Annotated in this window: 23 protein-coding genes and 1 pseudogene; 10 read left to right on the forward strand and 14 right to left on the reverse strand. The window is 52.5% G+C overall.

Annotation, left to right across the window (positions count from 1 at the left end; genetic code table 11):
- On the forward strand, window positions 1-360 hold a 360-nt coding region (locus B2067_RS08150), incomplete at its 5' end, for an SPOR domain-containing protein (protein ID WP_301388069.1).
- A 12-nt stretch (window positions 361-372) separates the two neighbouring features.
- On the opposite strand, the gene ccoM is transcribed toward B2067_RS08150, so the two are convergent.
- The 8 genes from ccoM to B2067_RS08190 form a co-directional block, all read right to left on the reverse strand.
- Entirely contained in the window at window positions 373-492 is a 120-nt protein-coding gene (gene ccoM, locus B2067_RS08155; RefSeq protein WP_281251162.1) for a cytochrome c oxidase subunit CcoM, read from the reverse strand.
- A gap of 248 nt (window positions 493-740) precedes the next feature.
- Window positions 741-1055 (reverse strand): hypothetical protein, encoded by a 315-nt coding sequence (locus B2067_RS08160; RefSeq protein ID WP_301378216.1) that lies wholly within the window; start codon window positions 1053-1055, stop codon window positions 741-743.
- 28 nt (window positions 1056-1083) lie between these two features.
- On the reverse strand, window positions 1084-2250 hold the full coding sequence (locus B2067_RS08165; protein ID WP_301388071.1) for a glycosyltransferase family 4 protein: 1167 nt from the start codon (window positions 2248-2250) through the stop codon (window positions 1084-1086).
- 61 nt (window positions 2251-2311) lie between these two features.
- Entirely contained in the window at window positions 2312-3016 is a 705-nt protein-coding gene (locus B2067_RS08170) for a helix-turn-helix domain-containing protein (protein WP_068436726.1), read from the reverse strand.
- Window positions 3017-3333: 317 nt separating this feature from the next.
- Window positions 3334-3768: a CBS domain-containing protein gene (locus tag B2067_RS08175; protein WP_301388072.1), complete on the reverse strand. Its 435-nt coding sequence runs from the start codon at window positions 3766-3768 to the stop codon at window positions 3334-3336.
- Between the two features lie 12 nt (window positions 3769-3780).
- The gene (locus tag B2067_RS08180) at window positions 3781-4038 is read right to left on the reverse strand and encodes a DUF4404 family protein (RefSeq protein ID WP_301388074.1); all 258 of its coding nucleotides are present in this window, start codon (window positions 4036-4038) and stop codon (window positions 3781-3783) included.
- 129 nt (window positions 4039-4167) lie between these two features.
- On the reverse strand, window positions 4168-4668 hold the full coding sequence (locus tag B2067_RS08185; RefSeq protein ID WP_301388076.1) for a hypothetical protein: 501 nt from the start codon (window positions 4666-4668) through the stop codon (window positions 4168-4170).
- A gap of 124 nt (window positions 4669-4792) precedes the next feature.
- A complete protein-coding gene (locus B2067_RS08190; protein ID WP_068436625.1) occupies window positions 4793-4993 on the reverse strand; it encodes a DUF2788 domain-containing protein in 201 nt (66 codons plus the stop codon).
- 215 nt (window positions 4994-5208) lie between these two features.
- On the opposite strand from B2067_RS08190, the gene B2067_RS08195 reads away from it, so the two are divergent.
- The 3 genes from B2067_RS08195 (at window position 5209) to B2067_RS08205 (ending at window position 7756) form a co-directional block, all read left to right on the forward strand.
- Complete coding sequence (locus B2067_RS08195) at window positions 5209-6210, forward strand: putative solute-binding protein (RefSeq protein WP_301388079.1); 1002 nt, start codon at window positions 5209-5211, stop codon at window positions 6208-6210.
- A gap of 3 nt (window positions 6211-6213) precedes the next feature.
- On the forward strand, window positions 6214-7329 hold the full coding sequence (locus B2067_RS08200; protein ID WP_301378212.1) for an NAD(P)/FAD-dependent oxidoreductase: 1116 nt from the start codon (window positions 6214-6216) through the stop codon (window positions 7327-7329).
- Window positions 7330-7417: 88 nt separating this feature from the next.
- Window positions 7418-7756 carry a hypothetical protein gene (locus B2067_RS08205; RefSeq protein ID WP_139325699.1) on the forward strand — a complete coding sequence of 113 codons (339 nt, stop codon included), beginning with the start codon at window positions 7418-7420 and terminating at the stop codon, window positions 7754-7756.
- 20 nt (window positions 7757-7776) lie between these two features.
- On the opposite strand, the gene B2067_RS08210 is transcribed toward B2067_RS08205, so the two are convergent.
- A complete protein-coding gene (locus B2067_RS08210) occupies window positions 7777-8487 on the reverse strand; it encodes a TetR/AcrR family transcriptional regulator (protein WP_301378211.1) in 711 nt (236 codons plus the stop codon).
- A gap of 214 nt (window positions 8488-8701) precedes the next feature.
- On the opposite strand from B2067_RS08210, the gene B2067_RS08215 reads away from it, so the two are divergent.
- Both B2067_RS08215 and B2067_RS08220 read left to right on the forward strand, forming a co-directional pair.
- Window positions 8702-9169: a hypothetical protein gene (locus tag B2067_RS08215; RefSeq protein ID WP_301388081.1), complete on the forward strand. Its 468-nt coding sequence runs from the start codon at window positions 8702-8704 to the stop codon at window positions 9167-9169.
- 53 nt (window positions 9170-9222) lie between these two features.
- Window positions 9223-9966, forward strand: a complete 744-nt coding sequence (locus tag B2067_RS08220) for a DUF481 domain-containing protein (RefSeq protein WP_301388083.1) — start codon at window positions 9223-9225, stop codon at window positions 9964-9966.
- Window positions 9967-10014: 48 nt separating this feature from the next.
- Here B2067_RS08220 and B2067_RS08225 read toward each other — a convergent pair whose 3' ends face one another.
- Window positions 10015-10467, reverse strand: a complete 453-nt coding sequence (locus tag B2067_RS08225) for a flavodoxin domain-containing protein (RefSeq protein ID WP_301388085.1) — start codon at window positions 10465-10467, stop codon at window positions 10015-10017.
- 94 nt (window positions 10468-10561) lie between these two features.
- On the opposite strand from B2067_RS08225, the gene B2067_RS08230 reads away from it, so the two are divergent.
- From B2067_RS08230 to B2067_RS08245, 4 genes are all read left to right on the forward strand, one after another.
- Window positions 10562-11419 carry a hypothetical protein gene (locus tag B2067_RS08230; RefSeq protein ID WP_301388087.1) on the forward strand — a complete coding sequence of 286 codons (858 nt, stop codon included), beginning with the start codon at window positions 10562-10564 and terminating at the stop codon, window positions 11417-11419.
- Between the two features lie 155 nt (window positions 11420-11574).
- Complete coding sequence (locus tag B2067_RS08235) at window positions 11575-12603, forward strand: AraC family transcriptional regulator (RefSeq protein WP_301388088.1); 1029 nt, start codon at window positions 11575-11577, stop codon at window positions 12601-12603.
- Window positions 12604-12729: 126 nt separating this feature from the next.
- Window positions 12730-13959, forward strand: coding sequence for a glycosyltransferase family 4 protein (locus tag B2067_RS08240; protein WP_301388089.1), 1230 nt, complete (start codon window positions 12730-12732; stop codon window positions 13957-13959).
- Window positions 13895-14479 (forward strand): phosphatase PAP2 family protein, encoded by a 585-nt coding sequence (locus B2067_RS08245; protein ID WP_301388090.1) that lies wholly within the window; start codon window positions 13895-13897, stop codon window positions 14477-14479. Before B2067_RS08240 ends, B2067_RS08245 begins: the two co-directional genes overlap by 65 nt.
- Window positions 14480-14515: 36 nt before the next feature.
- Here the strand turns inward: B2067_RS08245 and B2067_RS08250 are convergent, their stop codons facing one another.
- From B2067_RS08250 to B2067_RS08265, 4 genes and pseudogenes are all read right to left on the reverse strand, one after another.
- Entirely contained in the window at window positions 14516-15781 is a 1266-nt protein-coding gene (locus tag B2067_RS08250) for a hypothetical protein (protein ID WP_301388092.1), read from the reverse strand.
- A gap of 39 nt (window positions 15782-15820) precedes the next feature.
- Window positions 15821-16990 (reverse strand): methanobactin export MATE transporter MbnM, encoded by a 1170-nt coding sequence (locus tag B2067_RS08255; protein ID WP_301388093.1) that lies wholly within the window; start codon window positions 16988-16990, stop codon window positions 15821-15823.
- Between the two features lie 17 nt (window positions 16991-17007).
- Window positions 17008-18051 carry an MbnP family copper-binding protein gene (locus tag B2067_RS08260; RefSeq protein WP_301388095.1) on the reverse strand — a complete coding sequence of 348 codons (1044 nt, stop codon included), beginning with the start codon at window positions 18049-18051 and terminating at the stop codon, window positions 17008-17010.
- A 118-nt stretch (window positions 18052-18169) separates the two neighbouring features.
- Window positions 18170-18463: pseudogene (locus B2067_RS08265) on the reverse strand (DNA polymerase IV); the annotation flags it as partial.

The raw sequence follows: 18463 nt of genomic DNA on the forward strand, positions 1-18463 counted from the left end.
ATCGACCTGTCGTACGCAGCAGCGGTGAAACTGAATATTCATAACGACGGTACGGCGCCTGTGGCAATTGAAGTCCTGAAAGCCCCCTTGTCAGAAGCCGTACTGTGGATTCAGGCGGGTGCTCTGAGCAACCCGGACTCGGCAGAGCGTCTGCGTGAGAAATTATCCGGAATTACTGCCAACGTAGGAGCAGGCGACTGGACGGTCGGTATTTACCCGAAAGAAAAAGGCGACATCACCCTTCACAGGGTGCGCATAGGGCCTGTCCCTGAATCGGAAGTCCCCGCGTTAATCGAAGCACTTAACAATGAGGGCTTCGCTAAGCCAGTTCTGCTCTCGCAGCATCAACTCGAACGCTGAGAGATCAGTTTTTTATTCGCCCGTACCGTGCTTTTTAATATCTTTCTTCACCGCTATATATACACCAACGAAGAAGGCACAGGTGAGCCCGACAATCGCAAGACCAGAGAATACAACTTCGTCCATAAACATAATAAGCACCTCACATTGAGAAGAGACATCAGTGTTGTTTCAGTCTCAATATAGCGAGGCTGGTATAACCAGAATTGACTTGTATCAAATATGCTTACACAGGAATAGAGGACTCTCCAGCAGCTTGACCCAAGTCAGTATTCTTGTCAGAACACCCGACTGAGCCCGTTACTTAATTGACGGAAATCCGGCAACCTTTGCACCGTTTTATGACACAAAAGCTGCCTTCGCACTATTACGGAACAGATTTAAGCTTCGACGAGTTGCCCACGATACATTTTCTGTTTCGCCTGTCGCACCCGTGACGAGTCGTCCATAAGAATTTCACTGCCACGATACACCTTCCGGCTTTCCTGCATCTGTGGCTCAACCGGTGGCGCCTGGCTGGGCAAAAAGTCTTCGACCAACGCGAGAAGCTCAGCACTGACGCCGCTTCGCACCAGTACCCGCAAATCATTTTCGAGAGTATTTGAATCAAAGTGGATTTCGCAGCCCACTTCGTCTTTAGCGATTTTTTTTATTTTTCGGAGTAACGCAATACTACGGCGGTTGAATTCCACCATAACTTCTTCCCCCCTACAGATATACTTATCAAGAAGTGGTCTGCAAGGGGTGTACCACTCCGCTGGATTCACAGTGACTTGCCAATAAAGCTTCAACGCGACGCTCAAACTGCCGCGCAACCATATCCCAGGAAAGCTGTTCGGCCTGACTCCGGGCATCCAGCCCCATCAGAGTAGAATCAAAGCGTAAGGCAACACGAAGCGCATCAGTAAATGCCTCATCCGATTCATCAGATGCAAGAGAGCCATCGACACCAGTCCGAACAAATTCTCTGGCTGCGGCCATGTCATACGCAACCACAGGCAACCCACTGGCCATCGCCTCAAGAGTCACCAGACCAAAGGTCTCCGTCTGACTGGGCATTAAAAAGAGATCGGCAGACGCGAAGCACTCAGACAAAGCCTGACCAGTCTTCACGCCCGTAAACACCGCTTCAGGAAACTCCTCGGACAGAGTTTCACGCAGGGGACCGTCACCGACAATAACAGGTCTGACCTGACGGCCTTCAAGACGCATTTGTCTCACGGCTTTAAGGGCCACGATCAGATTTTTTTCCGCTGCGACGCGCCCGACACAAAGCGCCACCTGCTCACCAGATTCAACGCCCCATTCCTCTCTCAAGGTCGCAGATCGATGTGCAGGATTAAAACGACGACAGTCTACGCCGTGAGGCAACCACTCAACGCGTTGCATACCTTCACTGGTCAACTCATTCACCATGGAACGCGATGGCACCAGGGTAACGTGCGTCCTGTTATGGAAGCGTCGCATCCAGGCCATAATCATACGACGCATAACACCGAGGCCATAATAGCCGCTGTAACGATGAAAATTAGTATGAAACGCGCTGATGACAGGCAAGTTATGTTCGCGGGCCATCGCGACGGCAGAGGCACCGAGCAAGCCTTCCGTTGCAACATAAACCAGATCAGGCGGGTTGGCTTTCCAGTGAGACCTTAGAGCCGTCTTTGAAGACAGGCCTAACTGAAGGTCTGGATACTGTGGAATGCTGATACCTTTTACCCAGACTTCATTATCCGGTACTTCCATGTCGACCCTCGGAGCTGGTCGTACAATGGTGACCTGATAAAGATCAGGATTAAGGTGAGTGAACAGGTGCTGCAGAGAATTCGCAACACCATTCACTTCAGGAAGATACGTTTCTGTAACGACACATATGTGACGAATGCTCATGTCATACCCGGCAATAACTACTCATACGAGCTAGTTTGCCGGGCAATCAATGACAGTTTAATTACGCCTCAGCAGCTTCTTCGCTGAGTTTTGAAAGGCGGTAACGCAGCTGGCGTGGCGTCAGTCCAAGTACTTTGGCCGCCATCGTCTTGTTGCCGTTGCACTTATCAATGGCCGCGTGAATATCATCCAGTTCATTTTCCTGAACCCGCTGATAAGGACGCGCATAAAGTGTTTTGAAATTCGGAACAACCTGAGTCGCAAGAATGGTCGCAATCTGAGCACCAATAAAGCGGATCTCCGCAAGGTCCAGTGTGCCCGCATCATGGCCGCGTAGATCAACCACCATCACTGCCATGACAGACTGACGAATAGTCAGCGGGACCAACAGACAACGCATAGAACCAGAAAGAGATTCAAGCTGTGGATCGAAGTGCTCTGGGCGCTCACTGTTGTCACCAATCGTCAGCCATTCACGGCTTTCAAACTGACGACACAGAGCATGCTGAACTGCGAAGCTGTATACGCCGTTGCTGATGCCTGTTGAACAATACTGAGCTTTAAAACGGCTCGGAGAGTCCGGTACAGCGATTGAGATATTGCTGAGACCTGTCACCTGAGTAGCTAACATCAGCAATTGCTGAATAGCTTCATCATCGTGGTAGCGACTTTCCAACACATTGGCTACTTCATTCACCCATGCTGATGGGGATGATTTGATGCCACTGTCTTTACGGTATTCCTGGATATCTGCGATTTTGTACATAGGCTGCTCCTCCTGAATGCTTATGCTGTCGCAAAACCCGTACCAGCTTAATCGGGTCGAATTAAATTAGGTCAAAGACGCATAAATACGCCTCGATAACCACGCACTGCAGCATTGCGATAGCCGACGCTGCAGCCTAACTTGTTGATGATGAAAGAATTTTTTCAGTGATGTGACAATAAGAAAAAAAACGCAACAACCACCTATTCCGTCAAGCGCTTGTAGCAACCGGATAATTACTGCTTCATCCAGATGCAGAAAAAGAGCTTAACGCCCTTTTTTAATGCAGAAAATGATTTTATTCAGCCGGACACCTGTCAGGCGCACCCCGGATCATCGGTAGGTAAATAAGTTTTCTTTAACCACGCCGAAAAACCTTTCGCAGCATCTTCCAGAGTGAATATCCCTGCAAGACGGTCCCCCTTCATAATAAGTACCGCATCAAAATCATCGGTGACCATCTGATCGAGAACGACATCGAGGCGGGTATGAAGATCTATGGCAGGAATTTCCCGGCGGCACATATCTACGGCCGTCAGTTCGCTGATATCACTGGCTGGGTGCCCCGGGCTTCGTGCGAGTTCGATATCAGCCCAGGTAAGAAGCCCTGTGACTTCATGGTGATTCATGACAGGGACGTGATGACAATGATGGACTTCCATCACGCGGGCGGCTTCTGCCAGGCTCGTGCTCTCTTCAACATGAGCGGGAAAAGCCGTCATGAGTTCGGTAATAGTCGGCATATGACGCATTTGGGATGCTCCTTAGACGCCAATGCGCCCCAGAGTGTCGGTCAGTTGCCGAAGTATAGCTGAGATCGCCGGATGTTCATGTTCAAAGCGGATGACCTGTTCCTGCACCGCATCGCTCAACTCAGGTGAACCTGCTTCATTGGCCTCAAGCTTCGCGATGTCATCAGCGATTTTAAGTAGCAGTGCGTGGGTTTCAGAGTCGAGTTCGGGGCTTTCCTTGAGGGTACGATGAAGGGATTCGAGTTGCTCGTTGAGAACCTGTTTGACCATAACCTTCTCCTTTAACTGGAAGTGATCATGCTTTGATAATGTAAGCATGTCTCAGTTCCAGTTTACTCCGTGAAAATAGTTTTCACACTATACAAGAAGTAAGGTATGGCGCCGGTGGGCGGACTCAGATCAATAAAACGCCTGAAAGCAGAATTTCATTCCGCACTTCTCGGCCAGCTGCTGCAACACTTCCCTCAGTCCTGCATCGCCCACATAGAGAAGCGTCATATCCCTGAGTCGACTGTCAGACTTCGACGGTAACACCTGTTTCAATGCACTGATCAGTAAGCTGGCATTCGCGGCAACAGGCATCCAGACAAGGCGTTCGCCTTCATGCTGCTGCAGAAAGTCCGTCAGTTGAGCATCGTCATTGGCTTTTTTATCTGCGAAATCGCAATGCAACATGAAGAGAGGGCTGGATTCGTATTCGGGATAGCGACTCAGAGCGTGCAATGCCAGAGGGAGTAAATCTGACACCTGTTCTTCTACACATTGCACTGTTTTGGCGCCGGGGTACTGCAACACAGAGACTGGCCGACCTTTTAGTGTGCGTTCAGAAATCGCTCCGTGCGTCGCTGTTTCTGTAATTCCGTTGTCTGCGCCCGGCAGAGTCGCGCTGTATGCGGTCATTCTCTTGGCTCCTGCAGGGAAACTGTGTCCCTTGCAAATGTAGTGATACATAAGCGTTACAAGGACTGTGCCATTTCAGACCAGGCGGGATAATTCCAGCCAGAATACAGGAAAAGACGTTGAATCAGTTCTCCAGCACGTACTGCAGAATCACCTTAATCAGGTATCCCGCCATACCAACGCCCAGACCCAGAAGGAGAATCATGGTGCCAAATTTTCCAGCCCCTGAGCGCCGGCCAAGATCAAAAATGATAAAGAACATAAACGCAATCAGACCACCCACACCCAGGGTCATACCAATCTGCTCAAGTAACGCTGTGTCCATCCGGCAATCCCGACAAAAATAAAATTGGGCCCAATGGTACTTAAACTAAGCCAGTAATGCAGCTCAGGCGTGCATGCTTGGCGGTATCAGGCCTTTTTTTTGCCCCGCAGATATGCGTATCATTGGCCGCAACAATCACACAGCTCTGATTACTTCGGTGAATATCCCGGAAACTAAGCAGAGCGAATAACAATAAAATCATTGGGGATACTAAGATGCGCTTGATCGCAGTCGCACTGACGCTGTTCAGTTTGGCCTTCGCTGCGGAGGGAAAGGAGCTTCCACAGAAAACGTTTTGCATTTTTGATCCGGTGGGTGCGAATGGCCCTATCTTTACCCGGATGCAGGACTTCCGCACAGCAGCTCTTGAATGGGGCGTTGAAGCTGAACTCAAAGCGTACACCAACGAAGCCGTTGCTCTGGCGGACTTCCAGTCTGGTGTTTGCGACGGCTCACTGATCACCGGCACACGTATTCGCCCGTTCAACGTTTTCACTGGTAGCCTGGAGGCCGTCGGCGGTCTGACCAGCTATCAGCAGCTGCGCGAACTGATCAATATGCTGGCCCGCCCTCAGGCAGCCAAATATATGGTGGATGGCCGTTACGAAGTGTCTGGCATTATTCCGGGTGGTTCGGTTTATGTCTTCGTTCGTGACCGCGCAATCGATTCTGTTGAAGCCGCTGCAGGCCGCAAAGTAGCAACACTGGATTACGATCTGGCATCTAAAAAGGTCGTCGAACACATCGGTGCTACCATGGTACCAGCGACAGTCGCCACCTTTGCTCCGCGCTTTAACAATGGCGACGTAGACATCGCCTACGCGCCGGCTGTCGCCTATGAGCCGTTCGAAATGTACAAAGGTCTGGGACAGGCAGGCGGTATCTACCGCTTCTCTTTCGCACAGATGAATTTCCAGTTGATTACCTACAAAGACCGTCTGCCTGACGGCTTTGGCCAGGCTTCGCGGGAGTTTTTTGCCGAGCACTTTGACCAGGGTATGGAACACATCCTCACGGCGGAGCGCGGCATTCAGGAGAATTACTGGATCGACCTTCCTGACGAACAGGAGCTCGAATACCTCGATATGCTGGCCGGTATCCGTGACGAGCTGGCCGCTCAGGGCGTGTACGACACACAAATGATGAAGCTGATGAAGAAGCTTCGTTGCCGTGCAAACCCAATGCACCACGAGTGCGCTACCGACCTGCTCTTCTGAGCTATGCCCGCCGACTTTGACGTAACTATCATTGGCGGCGGGGTTATCGGGCTGGCGTGCGCACGCACGCTGTCTGCCGACCGTTCAGTACTCTTAGTCGAACAACACGGCCTGTTTGGCAGCGAAACCAGTAGTCGTAATAGCGAAGTCATACACGCAGGGCTCTACTACCCTCCCGGGTCGCTCAAAGAATCACTATGCATTGCCGGTCGAAAGCAACTCTATGCATTCTGCGAGCAACACGACGTGCCTTATCGTAGAACCGGTAAGCTTATTGTCGCTCCTTCCCCTGATCACCCTGAACTGAATCGGCTGGAACAGAAAGCTCAATCGCTCAATATTCCGACAGAACGCCTGACACGGCAGGAAATTAACGAGCGTGAACCCCATGTCCGTGCCGAAGCGGCTCTGTTCTCACCGGAGACCGGCATCCTCGATAGCCACACCTACATGCTGCGTCTCCAACAGGAAGCAGAACGTCAGGGTGCGTTGTTAATGAAGCGCACCCGCTATCTTTCGGGTAAAGCAGAAAACGGCCTGTGGAATATCAGTTTACAGACCAGCGACGGTGAATTCAGAGTCACGTCAGAGCGAATGATAAATGCGGCCGGACTTCACTCCCACGATGTCGCCGCCCGCTCAGGCACAGATACATCACTGTTACCGCCACTGCATTATTGTCGCGGCCACTACTTTTCGTATCAGGGGTCAGCACCCTTCCGTCACCTTATATACCCGTTACCAGAGAAAGACCTGGCTGGGCTTGGTATTCACGCGACTCTGGACCTCGGAGGGCAAGTGCGATTTGGTCCGGACACCCAGTTCATTAATGGCCACAGCAGGGTTTATGAGGTCTCCCCAACCCTTAAAACAAAGTTCTGCCGCGCTATTTCATCGTATTTTCCAAATGTTGACGTTTCTCAGTTACATCCCGATTACGCGGGTATTCGCCCAAAACTCAGCGGCCCGGGCGAACCAGCCCAGGATTTTGTCATATTTGGTGACAATCGACCGGAAGCCGCGCCATTACTGCATTTGCTTGGGATAGAGAGTCCAGGTTTAACCAGTTCTCTGGCGCTGGCCGATAAAATCACCGCCAGACTTTCAACGGAAACATGACTTTTGTGTAACATTGTGTGGCGAGTTCTTACATTGCGACTACACTCTTATTAATCGCAGCGAAATGCCGACGGTATGGGGTTTACATTTGTTCACCATAAATGACATGGCGGACACCGGAAGCCAGGGAGTAGCTGCTAATCTGAAAGTACGTTCAGAAAACGAAACCAATAAAGGGCGAACCATGACTCAAGCGATGCGAGTGACTGCAGACAACAATAACGATATCAGCACTATCCTATCGGAACGTGTACTGATTCCTGTTGGTTGTGATCACTGCGACAAGGAAACGGAAGTCAGTCTGGAGACTCTCAAGAGCACCAGCACTGTGATGTGTGAACACTGCTGCCATGTACGGCCATTCAGCAACGCTGAAATGAACATGCTCCTGGCGGTACTCGGTCGTGCGGGATACCGGGTACCCTAACGAATCTGAGCTCTGAGAGATCAGAGCTCTGGCTGCACCAGCATAGGAAGCAGCATACTCAGATAGCGCCGGAGAATTCTCTCTGGTGCATCACTGTCCCCTTCATCAAGCAACAACTGGTACTCAACAGAATGCAGGATGGCCATCACGATGGCGGTATCTTCCTCAACCATCTGAGATCCCATCAGCATAGTGATTTCCCGAACGGCCTCTGTCAGAGCCTTGCGATGCATCAGAGCAAGACGCCGCACCCTGTCCTCGACGAACACCTCATAACGAAACGCCTGCTCGCTAATCAACATTCGCGTGTCCTCGGCAAGCTTGCCTCTCGAGAAACCGCTGAGACTGGTCACTAAGCGCTCAATGGCCTCAAGCTGCTGTCGCGGGTCCGTCATGTCGTATCCGCGGATATCTCTCGCGGTGTCACGGAATTCCGAAGCAAACTTCTGCACGTACGCAAGCGCCCACTCGGTATACAGAGTAAAGGCATCCGCAATCAGCTCATGAATGTCTTTGAAATAGTAGGTCGTCGCAGCCAATGGAACTTCTGCTTCAGCGGCTACAGCTCTGTGCCGGACACCTCTGACACCATCACGAACAATGATGCGCATGGTTGCTTCAAGAATCTGCCGACGCCGCTGTTCGCTTTTCTCGCGACTGGTTCGTCGCCCCCGATATTTAAGCTCGGCCTTCCCGTCTTGGGCAGGACGGCTGTCATTATTATTATTCATTATTGTCCCTCGCTGAGGGCTATTATGGGGAAATACCAAAGGCGAATGAAGCACCGAAGCGGCAAGACATACGCTAAATTTCCGTCAGTAGCGGCAAGATTCGACGAAAACCACTCTTAGAGTTATCCACGACAGCGCTAAAAGTCTATATTTATCAGGTAGTTACATTCTTGGCACAGCCCATGCTATCTCCTATCAGAACAGGAGAATTGTCATGTTACTTAATGCGCTCACTAACTATCTGCAGAACCAGCCCACCAGCTCCGATCTGCAAAGTCAGCAGGCCCAGGCGCCTTCCGGTGTATCCGAACGCGCAGAAACTGGCTCTGACGACACCTCTCCTGCGCTATACACCGTATCTGACCGCGCTGTGATGATGAGCGCTGTCGCTATGGAGTTTAATATCCACGCGCTGGCACCAGAGCAACTCGGGCAGTTTCAGAACCGCCTGCAGGAATACGGCCTGATTGATAACCAGGGTATTCAGGCACTGAGTATTGTGCACACTGCCCGCCTCAACAGTGAAGACAACGGGGCGGTTGATGCAAAAGCCATCATAGATAAGGCGTACCAGCAGACTCAGGAACCGGGAACGACCTACAGCCAACGCAAGCAGATTCACCAACTGCACACGCTCTTCAGTAACCTCGATTCGGCCACTCCGCAGCAAAAAGCTTCATAATCCATTAAGGATGGTACACTGGATCTCCCATTTTTAACGGAGACCCGCAACGTATGTTTCGTCCGCTTCTCGTGCTGACCCTGATTCCCCTCCAGACTTTTGCCATCACCAATATTGAAGAAAAACGCCGCGCTGCGGATGCCGATGGCTGGCAAAGCAGTGCCACTGTGGGGCTGGATGCACAATCAGGAAACACCAAAGAACGGGAATGGAATCTCGGACTGAACACCAGTTGGCAAAATGCAGAACACCGCGCCTTCGGCTGGTACACCAGAACCTATGAGTCTGTTAATGACGAACGTACCAGCGACAATACCTTCGCCCACTTACGTTACGTGCATAACTTTCGTGCGACAGTAGGCCAGGAAACGTTTCTTCAATACGAGCGTGATCCGTTCGCTGAACTGCAATATCGTTTTCTCGCCGGTGCCGGCGTACGCTTTCAGAAAACCTGGAAAGAAGACCAGCTGATTCGCCAGGGCGTCGGTGCTTTCCATGAGTCGATTAAAGAAGATAACGGCGCAGGCGATGAAGAAGCTCAGCTTACGCGTCTAAACCTATACACCCATGCTGAAACACCGCTGGGCTATAGCCATATACTGGGTACCGTGTACTTCCAACCGTCTGTTGACGATACCGATGATGTTCGAGCGCTGGCGCGCTTTAAAATGCGTTTGCCGTTAGCCAGCAACACCGATCTCAACTGGCAGTGGCAGACCCGCTGGGACAGCCGTCCGCCGGAAGGCGCTGAAGAACTGAACCATCAGACTCAGCTATCGGTCGCTGTGCGCTTCTGATCCTCCCGCATGAAGGCCCGTGACGTTTATACGACGGGCCTTCATTCATCAGAGCGCCTCTTCCATCCATTCCTTCAGCCAGAACAGAGCATCGTCGTCTGGCGTCTGAGTTTCTGTCGCATCAATGGTCACACGCGGTACAGGCGCCTTGCCCTGCAGTTCAATGAAACGTGCTTCCATCAAAGCGCCCGCCTGACAGAAGGTCATATCATAAGAGCTGTCTCCCAGACAGATCACACCAAACGGACGACCGTTCTGAAGCGGAGCCTGCTCCCTCAGATCAACATAAAATGGCGACAGATTGCTTGGAATATCCCCCCGACCTGTCGTTGCAGTAACCACCAGAATCGCATCCCAATCACCACTATTTAATGCATCAATACTCGCTTCTGTATCGACCTGGGCCTGATGCCCTTCTGTACGCAATGCGGCAGCACATGCCTCGGCCACCGCTTTTGCTGTACCGCTGACCGTACCCACAGGAATATAAACTCTGGCCATAACGCCTCCCCAAAAGCGCGGAGTATACCAGCTCCTGCAGATCTCTCCGTCGTCTGCTTTACTTATAAAAGTGGCATGTCTTGAGTGAGGCACTATGCAGGATACATTGATCAACCGCATCGAATCGGCAGTCAACTCGCTGCTGATACGTTTCGCGCCCGTCTGGTACGCAACCCAGTCGGTCCAGAACATGACACTGCCAGACTATGCGCCGCTCAATCCACTCACCACGGACGCAAAGACCTGGTTTGACCTGCCTGCGGCACTGATGCAAACAAGTATTCTGCTGGTTGATGAAGCCCATGGCTGGCAAGGCCTGGGGAAAGAACTCGAGCACCTGGCCGTCCAGAAGCAGGTTCACCGGCCACTCTCAATTACCCGATTAACTGGCGCCAGAGAGCTGCCTTCCAGCGACGCTATCACCCAGGCACAGACACTACGGGACGCTGCACTGACTGATCAGGAGCTGGAAGCGCCAGAAAACGAAGAAACCTTTGATCAGCAGATGCGTGAATTGCCACGCACACTGACGGCGACTCACCGTGAGTGGGACGGACGCCTGCTGCTTACTTCTCACGAGCTGCTACCTCAACTGTTGCCGCTGATTCGCTATGCCGGCGCACGACAGCGGGATGCCATGGTGCCAGCGACGGTCACCATCGAAGGCATACGCCAGGAAGCCCTCGAACGCATAAGAAACAAGTATTGGTGGTTTCTGATGCACCCGCAGAGCGCCGAGGCGCTGGTTGTACTGTTGAGGCAATGTGGCTTCTCTGCAATCTCATCCGGGCCATTGGGTAAAGACGGAAAACACGCCTTCTTTTTCTGCAACAAGTCCTCACAAGGCCTGAATAAGGTCATCTTGCACCTGATGTCGTCCAAGCGCAGCGCCCAGCTGTCAGAGTTTGGGCGATTTCTGAGCAAGCACCGCCACCGCTTCCGCACGCCGTGATAAATTTGGTTACATTGCCGTATGGCGTTAAATGCCCTCTTTATAGTAAGGTGTGGCGTCATCGAACACGTTAAAATTCGGCCAGTGATTAAAAACCACCGAATCGAACAACGTAACGCCCTGTGCGACAGGCATAACAATAAGACGGATATCCCATGATCAGAGGCACCTGGAGTCTGACGGACCCACTGGTACCGGTGAACATTCCGGCCACCATGCTGAAAGTCGGCGAAGATAAAGGCGTCAGCCGTGACGACCTTCTTAAAAATACAGGCATCAGCGCTGAAGTGCTGGATGACCCATCTGCACGCCTGACCTATCAGCAGCTGTTATTTCTGGCTGAGAACCTGATCCGTAACTATCCGGACGACAGTGTCGGCCTTGATCTCGGTGCAGCCATTAACATCAACCAGTTCGGTATGCTGGGCTACGCCATTCTCAGCTGTGCTGATCTGCGCAGTGCACTGCAACTGGGTATTAAGTACCACACTCTGGTCGACCCGGCGTTCACGTTTGAAGTAATGAACCTCGGCGATACTTCGGCTGTACGCCTCACCAGTCACATTCCATTCGATCATATCTACCGCATGATCTGTGATGTGTTTGTGGCGTCGTTCTCGACGCTGGCCCGCTTCCTCACCGGACGCTACGACGCTCAGCCGATTGAGGTACACCTCAACCACCCAGAGCCTGAGTACGCCGCACGTTACAGAGAATTCTTCGACTGCACGGTAAAGTTTGATCAACCTCGTACTGAGTTCATCATTGATAACACGGTACTCGACTTCAAACTGGTCATGGCCGACAAGGCAACAGCCGCAATGGCCGAGAGCCAGTGCGAAGAGATCCTTGCACGTATGGGCCCGATAGAAGGCATCATTGCCAAGGTACGCCGCATACTGCTGAGCAACCCCGGGCACTTCCCACCGGTCGACGACGTCGCCAGCCAGCTGGCCACTTCAACCCGGACACTCAGCCGCAGCCTGCAGGATGTAGGTACGTCGTATCAGCGTATTCTCGATGAAGTGCGTAAAGAGATGGCGATTGAATACCTGCGCAGCTCTAACCTGCCGATTGAAGAGATCGCAGCCTTGGTAGGTTACAGTGATCCATCCAACTTCCGTAAAGCGTTCCGCCGTTGGACACAGAACGCACCTTCGTATTATCGCGAAGGTAAATCCTGATATTTCAGTGCCCCTTCACCGGGGCACAAACCTTTTTAATCCCCGATAAAACAACCTTTCCTTTCGTCATCATAGCTTCACCGAGCTGAAACCTTTCTGTCATATCGCAATTGCAAAGTAGTGTATATGCACGAAGAACAGGCAAATGCGATGACACCAGAGCTATCAAGAATCACCATTGTGACCGAAACTTACGCCCCGGAAGTGAACGGCGTAGCGCACACACTGGCGACTCTGGTAACCGGCATGCGAGCGCGCGGGATTGAAGTTCAGATCATTCGTCCACGCCAGAATAAACACGACCACGGCGACGAGTATTCACTGACTCTGCCGGGCCTGCCAATTCCGGGTTACCCAGAGCTTAAATTCGGTCTGCCTTATTACCGACGCGTTCTTTCAGCACTGAAAGACTTCAACCCTCAGGCCATTTACGTGGCCACCGAAGGGCCTCTCGGCTGGGCCGCCTGTAAAGCGGCAGAAAAGCTGGGTACAGGCGTTGTCAGCGGCTTTCATACGAATTTTCACCAGTATGGAAAGCACTACCGCCTGGGCCTGATAGAAAACCTTGGCTACCGCTACATGCGCTGGTTTCACAACAACACAGCCGCCACTCTGGTACCCACACAAGCACAGGCCGATGAATTAAACAGCCACGGCTTCGAGCGTGTCAGTGTGATGGCTCGCGGAGTAAACAGCGAACAATTCTCGCCTGAACATCGCAGCCAGGAATTGCGGGCAAGCTGGGGCGTTAACGATGACACGCCAGTACTTCTATACGTAGGTCGTATCGCTGCCGAGAAAAATCTTCAGCTTGTCGTGCGTACCTACGAAGAACTGAAAAATCAGGACAACAGCATTCGTCTGGTACTGGTCGGCGATGGCCCTGAATTAGAGAGCATTCGTCAGCGCCACCCAGAAATTATCTGTGCAGGCATCCGTCGCGGAGAAGAACTCTCCCGCTATTACGCCAGTGGCGATATTTTCCTGTTTCCTAGCCTTACCGACACCTTTGGCAACGTCGTCACCGAAGCACTCGCCAGCCAGCTCGGCGTTGTGAGCTTCGATTACGCCGCCGCCCATGAGCACACAAAGGACGAAGACAGCGCAATGCTGGCTCCGTTTGGCGATGAACAGGCATTTATCCGCGCCGCCTTATCGCTCAGTGAGCGTCCGAACCTGCTCAAACATATTCGTAAAAACGCCCGTGATATTGCTCAAGGCATTTCATGGGACAGCATTATCAATGAGTTTCTGCAGCAACTGGCTGCAGCTCAGACAGAGGTAACATCGAATGGACATTCTCAAGCAACGCGAAGCAAGAGCCGAGTTTCTGTTCCGCAGAGCGGATCACTTTGAACTGAGCCTCTGCCAGCGCCTCAATCGAATGGGGCACATGCGCGCAATCCGCCTGTTTTTTAAAGGCGTCAGCCGCCTTGGCGATGGTGTGTTCTGGTATTCACTGGCGTTAGCGCTGCCACTACTTGCGGGTATGGAAGGTCTGGCGAAACTTGGCCACATCACAGTCGCTGGGCTGGTGTGTATTCTGGTCTACAGTCAGCTTAAAAATCGTCTGGTTCGTAAGCGCCCGTTTATTTCATTTCCAGACATTCACGCACACACAGCGCCGCTGGATAAATACAGCTTTCCGTCTGGCCATACGATGAACGCTGTGAATTTTGCGGTACTGTTTACCTGGGCGTATCCACCACTCGCCTATATCGTTATTCCGTTCGCATTTCTGGTTGCACTGTCTCGCGTTATCCTGGGCATGCACTACCCCACTGACGTTGTTGTCGGTGCCGCACTGGGGATTATCCTGAGCTGGACATCACTGCTGCTGTTTCCGCTGGGAATGTTCGCGAACGTTCTTAACTAAGAGAAATAACACGAGAAGATCAGTCAGCTCGATGTATTAATCAGAGCTGACTGAATTAAAGAAACTTCCCTGCCACACCACTCCCACCGCATAGCGGTTCTGGCCATCAGCAAACGTCTGGTCTGAGATATATTCAGTACGGAACTGCACCTGAGGCCGCCACTGATACAACCAGGCCGCAGAAAAACGCTCGGGCGTATGACCCTCTTCACTTAACGCGCCCGCACCTTCACCAAGAGTCTCCGCAGCCGCACCGGTAAGCGTATTGTCCGTGACGAAACGTTCAGCCCGCAGAGCAATCGTGTGTTTGTTTAATGTCAGATACGGCTGTACCCAGACGGCATACTGACCGGCCGTGACGTCAGCTTCGCGGCTACCTGAATCGTGGAGAATACCTTCCATGTTCAACTGCGCCCAGGCGCCTTTTATGCCAACACGAGCAGAGGCTCCAACGCCGATACTGGCCCCTGCATGAACGCCCGTCAGATCGAGATCACCGGTGTAACGCACATCCGGAAATTGCACCGCCTGCTCACCCGGCGCCGCGACCGGTGTATGTTGATGCCCACCACCGTAACGGTGGTCTGCCCGCGAACTGGCCTGCGCCCGGTAATGCCAGGCGCCGATATTGGCATCGACAGAACCAACAGAAAACGAGTAGCGCGCAAAGGCATCCCACGCGCCGCCATCAGTACCATCAGTTGCAGGGAAGGCTTTTCCCTGCCAGATCTCTGCTCCAGCAGACCAGCCAGCCGTTTCGTGCAGCCAGATACGTATTCCCTGATCGTGAAAATGACGGCCAAAAAATACATCGGCAATTAACGAAGGTTCAGTAAATTTCGACGTCGACCTGTGCGCCAGCAGTTCGGGCGAAAATGCTGCCGACATCCGCCCGAATTCAACGACCCAGGGGCCTTTCACATCGCAGCAGACAAATCCAATACTTGCGTGTTCGATACCCACACTCTGATGAGCATCGCTGCCATCGTGTGTGCTGACTCCCAGCTTAACGAAAGTATTCTCGTCGAGGCGTTTCGCTGCCGTCACGGATACTTCATCCAGGCTGACACCCTGTGACACTGGCCATGCATCGCCGCCCATAAAGGCACCCGGAATTTGCCAGAACTCATACTGATCGACCGGTGACGCAGAACGCCATGTCGTCATCACAGTGCCATGCACCTGCGTGGGCTCGCCCTCCGCTGGAATGTAATGGGCATACACCTGAGACGGTAAAGCCAACACGAGAGACACCCCCGCCGCACTGGCCAGACGCTTAGCAGGAGTCTTGGTTATCTTCATACAATAAATTTCCAGCGAATCATTAAAATTATCTGGCGCTCAATCAGCGCGCCACGGATTGGAAAATCGAGGATCTGTGAGAAAGGCGTCATCGGTCAGAGATTCAAGAAATGCCACCAGATCGCTGACCTCTGCATCAGTAATCTGAAACGATACCAACACACCATCTTTGTACGGGCTGATACGTCCATCACCCGCATTATCACCTGAGGCAATCACCCGGCCGCCTGCGGCATAATTGCGGATAACGTCTTCAAGCGTCGCCACTGACCCATCGTGATTATAAGGTGCAGTGACGGCGACATTTCGCAAGGATGGCGTACGGAACTGCCCCATATGATCCGGGTTACCCGTGACTTCGTGGCGCCCGGTATTGGGGTCTGGGTAAGCGCCCATACCGTCAATGTTGTAGAGGCCGGTATTGTGAAAAAGCGGTTCGAGGAAAGTGACACCACGGTCTATGGTGGCATCACTGAAGTTATAGCCATCGTGGCAATGAAAGCACTCAAGACGCTCGCTATTAAACAGGGCTTCGCCGCGCTTCGCAGATTCGCTCATTTCACCGCGATCAAATGCGCTGTCGAACGACGTCATCCCGCGTACAAATGACGCAATGGCTTTGACAGAATTATCCCAGGCCAGCTCACCCAGTAACGGCTCCTCCTGATCAGGAAAAGCTGCGGCATACAAACGCAGGTAGGTTTCGTCTGCCTGAATCGACATCAGAATCTGTTCGAAATTACTCTCGTTAATGCCATGCTCAATGGGCGATTCGCCAAACAACGGCAGCATGACCTGCTGCTCGATTGTGGCCAGAGCTGGGTTGCCCCACGTCAGATTATTAAAGTACGCCGCATTGGTCAGCGACTGGCTGTTGCGCGGATGCACCTCGCCAGTTGCGCCCAGCGGGTGCTGAACACCATCGCTGAACGCACGCGCTTGCTCGTGACAACTGGAGCAACTGATTTCACCATTAACCGATAAACGCGCATCGTAAAAAAGATGACGTCCGAGCTGGAATTTCTCTTCCGTCATCGGGTTATCGTCGGGCTCGTAAGGGAGCGGAACAGACGCTGGTACGCGCCAGTCAAACGCCGATTCACGCGCACCGGCATCATCGACGAATGTCTGGCTCTCTGTCTGGCAACCACTCAGAAACAGAGTGGCTGCAACAAGAGCGAATAACCCGGTAACGTTAATTCTGAACACAGAAAACACAGACCTGATCACTCAGCGGATACTTTCTCACGCACGGAAAATACCGATTGTTCAGACTCTGCATTTTCACCCACCCCCAAATCCAGGCCCAAGCCCAGATTAGCGAATACAGCCTCACACTCAGGGTCAGTCGTGCCCGACATACACCCCGGTGCACCACCCTCGTCCTGTGCCACACTGACGCCACTGACCAGCGCCGCGTAATCGATAACGATCTCAGCCTGCTCGACATCAATAGCGCCAAGCTCAATCGTGATTTCAGGGCGGTTAGGATTTTCACAGATTTCTGGCTCGGTGCCCGACTCCAGATCGGATAGCGACACTGGGCAACCCGTGCTACCCAGGTGCATATTCCAACGATTGCCTGTGCGTTCGCTGTCTTGCGGGTCAGTCCAGCCACCGACTGGAGCCACATCAATGCCCGTGAACTTATATCCGCCCTGCCAGTTCCAGCCCGCGCCAGATGCTCGCCCAGGATTACGCAAAGGCTCATCAGCCGCTGCCTGATCCTTGTGGTTCAGATCAAAAGGTACCCCCAAGGTGAAACGAATGGCCGCGACCGTTACGCCCTCTTCAACTGTTGCGGTGACTTGCACACCATCATTAAAGTTCGGGTTTACATCGGCCTCTGCTTCGCACCCAAGAGTGTCACGGAAATCGAGCTGAGCTACGCGGCTGTTCTGTGACGGACTGGTGCCAGAAGCATCACTCTCACCTGAAGCGGTTGTCGATACATCATCAAGGCTCAGTTCAATCTCAGCGCCTGTGTCTGTCACCAACTTAAAATCGTGAACATAAAAACGGAAATCAACAAAACTGACGGTCGACGCATCGCTACCCACATTCAGATAATCTTCACCGCAAACAACATCAGCATCGCCCACCACGGCCGCAAACGGGATAGTCGCGGCAATCTCACGAGGGCCTACAATTTCAGTCGACGAGCTGCTGTCACCACCACATGCGGTCAAAAGCGCGGAAGAAGAGAGCACGGCTGAAGCAATCAGCGCAGTCGAGAAAAAAGACGTCGGAGCAGTAAACAAGGGGCGCACAGTGTCATCCTGTCGGTAGGTTACAAGTGCGACGGATTATAGAGACGGCGCCGGGATTGAGAATGCGACAGGTTGTCGCAGTTGGCCAGAGCCAGCTCTCAGAGGGAGTTATGAGAACTCAGAACAGATTCAGCTGCTTTTCACTGATCTGAGGAAAGCGCCCACCGATACCTAACAGGCGTACAGGCTTGTCTTCTCGCTTCAGAGCCTGAAGCAACAACCGCTGAAAACCCTCGGGCGTCGCCGATTCCTGAATATCGGCCATGGTGGTCTGAGTGAAATCAGCGAACTTCACTTTTACGAAAGGCGCCAGCGCTTCTGGCTTCCAGGGGGTTCGGCTTACCCTCTCCTGCCACTTCTCGTATAGAGCCGAGACCTCAGCCACGCACTCTTCATGGCGGGTCTTATCCTG

It is taken from the genome of Thalassolituus sp. UBA2590, from assembly GCF_002339775.1.
In the GTDB taxonomy this organism is placed as follows: Bacteria; Pseudomonadota; Gammaproteobacteria; order Pseudomonadales; family Oceanobacteraceae; genus Thalassolituus.

Bases quoted from the DNA above. Each gene is read 5' to 3' on its own strand.
- B2067_RS08190 (WP_068436625.1), bottom strand. From the start codon at position 4,993: ATGGACACAGCGTTACTTGAGCAGATTGGTATGACCCTGGGTGTGGGT.
- B2067_RS08210 (WP_301378211.1), bottom strand. From the start codon at position 8,487: ATGAATAATAATAATGACAGCCGTCCTGCCCAAGACGGGAAGGCCGAG.
- B2067_RS08230 (WP_301388087.1), top strand. From the start codon at position 10,562: ATGCAGGATACATTGATCAACCGCATCGAATCGGCAGTCAACTCGCTG.
- B2067_RS08175 (WP_301388072.1), bottom strand. From the start codon at position 3,768: ATGCGTCATATGCCGACTATTACCGAACTCATGACGGCTTTTCCCGCT.
- B2067_RS08180 (WP_301388074.1), bottom strand. From the start codon at position 4,038: ATGGTCAAACAGGTTCTCAACGAGCAACTCGAATCCCTTCATCGTACC.
- B2067_RS08235 (WP_301388088.1), top strand. From the start codon at position 11,575: ATGATCAGAGGCACCTGGAGTCTGACGGACCCACTGGTACCGGTGAAC.
- B2067_RS08220 (WP_301388083.1), top strand. From the start codon at position 9,223: ATGTTTCGTCCGCTTCTCGTGCTGACCCTGATTCCCCTCCAGACTTTT.
- B2067_RS08185 (WP_301388076.1), bottom strand. From the start codon at position 4,668: ATGACCGCATACAGCGCGACTCTGCCGGGCGCAGACAACGGAATTACA.
- B2067_RS08215 (WP_301388081.1), top strand. From the start codon at position 8,702: ATGTTACTTAATGCGCTCACTAACTATCTGCAGAACCAGCCCACCAGC.
- B2067_RS08195 (WP_301388079.1), top strand. From the start codon at position 5,209: ATGCGCTTGATCGCAGTCGCACTGACGCTGTTCAGTTTGGCCTTCGCT.
- B2067_RS08160 (WP_301378216.1), bottom strand. From the start codon at position 1,055: ATGGTGGAATTCAACCGCCGTAGTATTGCGTTACTCCGAAAAATAAAA.
- B2067_RS08250 (WP_301388092.1), bottom strand. From the start codon at position 15,781: ATGAAGATAACCAAGACTCCTGCTAAGCGTCTGGCCAGTGCGGCGGGG.
- B2067_RS08245 (WP_301388090.1), top strand. From the start codon at position 13,895: ATGGACATTCTCAAGCAACGCGAAGCAAGAGCCGAGTTTCTGTTCCGC.
- B2067_RS08165 (WP_301388071.1), bottom strand. From the start codon at position 2,250: ATGAGCATTCGTCACATATGTGTCGTTACAGAAACGTATCTTCCTGAA.
- B2067_RS08240 (WP_301388089.1), top strand. From the start codon at position 12,730: ATGCACGAAGAACAGGCAAATGCGATGACACCAGAGCTATCAAGAATC.
- ccoM (WP_281251162.1), bottom strand. From the start codon at position 492: ATGTTTATGGACGAAGTTGTATTCTCTGGTCTTGCGATTGTCGGGCTC.
- B2067_RS08225 (WP_301388085.1), bottom strand. From the start codon at position 10,467: ATGGCCAGAGTTTATATTCCTGTGGGTACGGTCAGCGGTACAGCAAAA.
- B2067_RS08200 (WP_301378212.1), top strand. From the start codon at position 6,214: ATGCCCGCCGACTTTGACGTAACTATCATTGGCGGCGGGGTTATCGGG.
- B2067_RS08170 (WP_068436726.1), bottom strand. From the start codon at position 3,016: ATGTACAAAATCGCAGATATCCAGGAATACCGTAAAGACAGTGGCATC.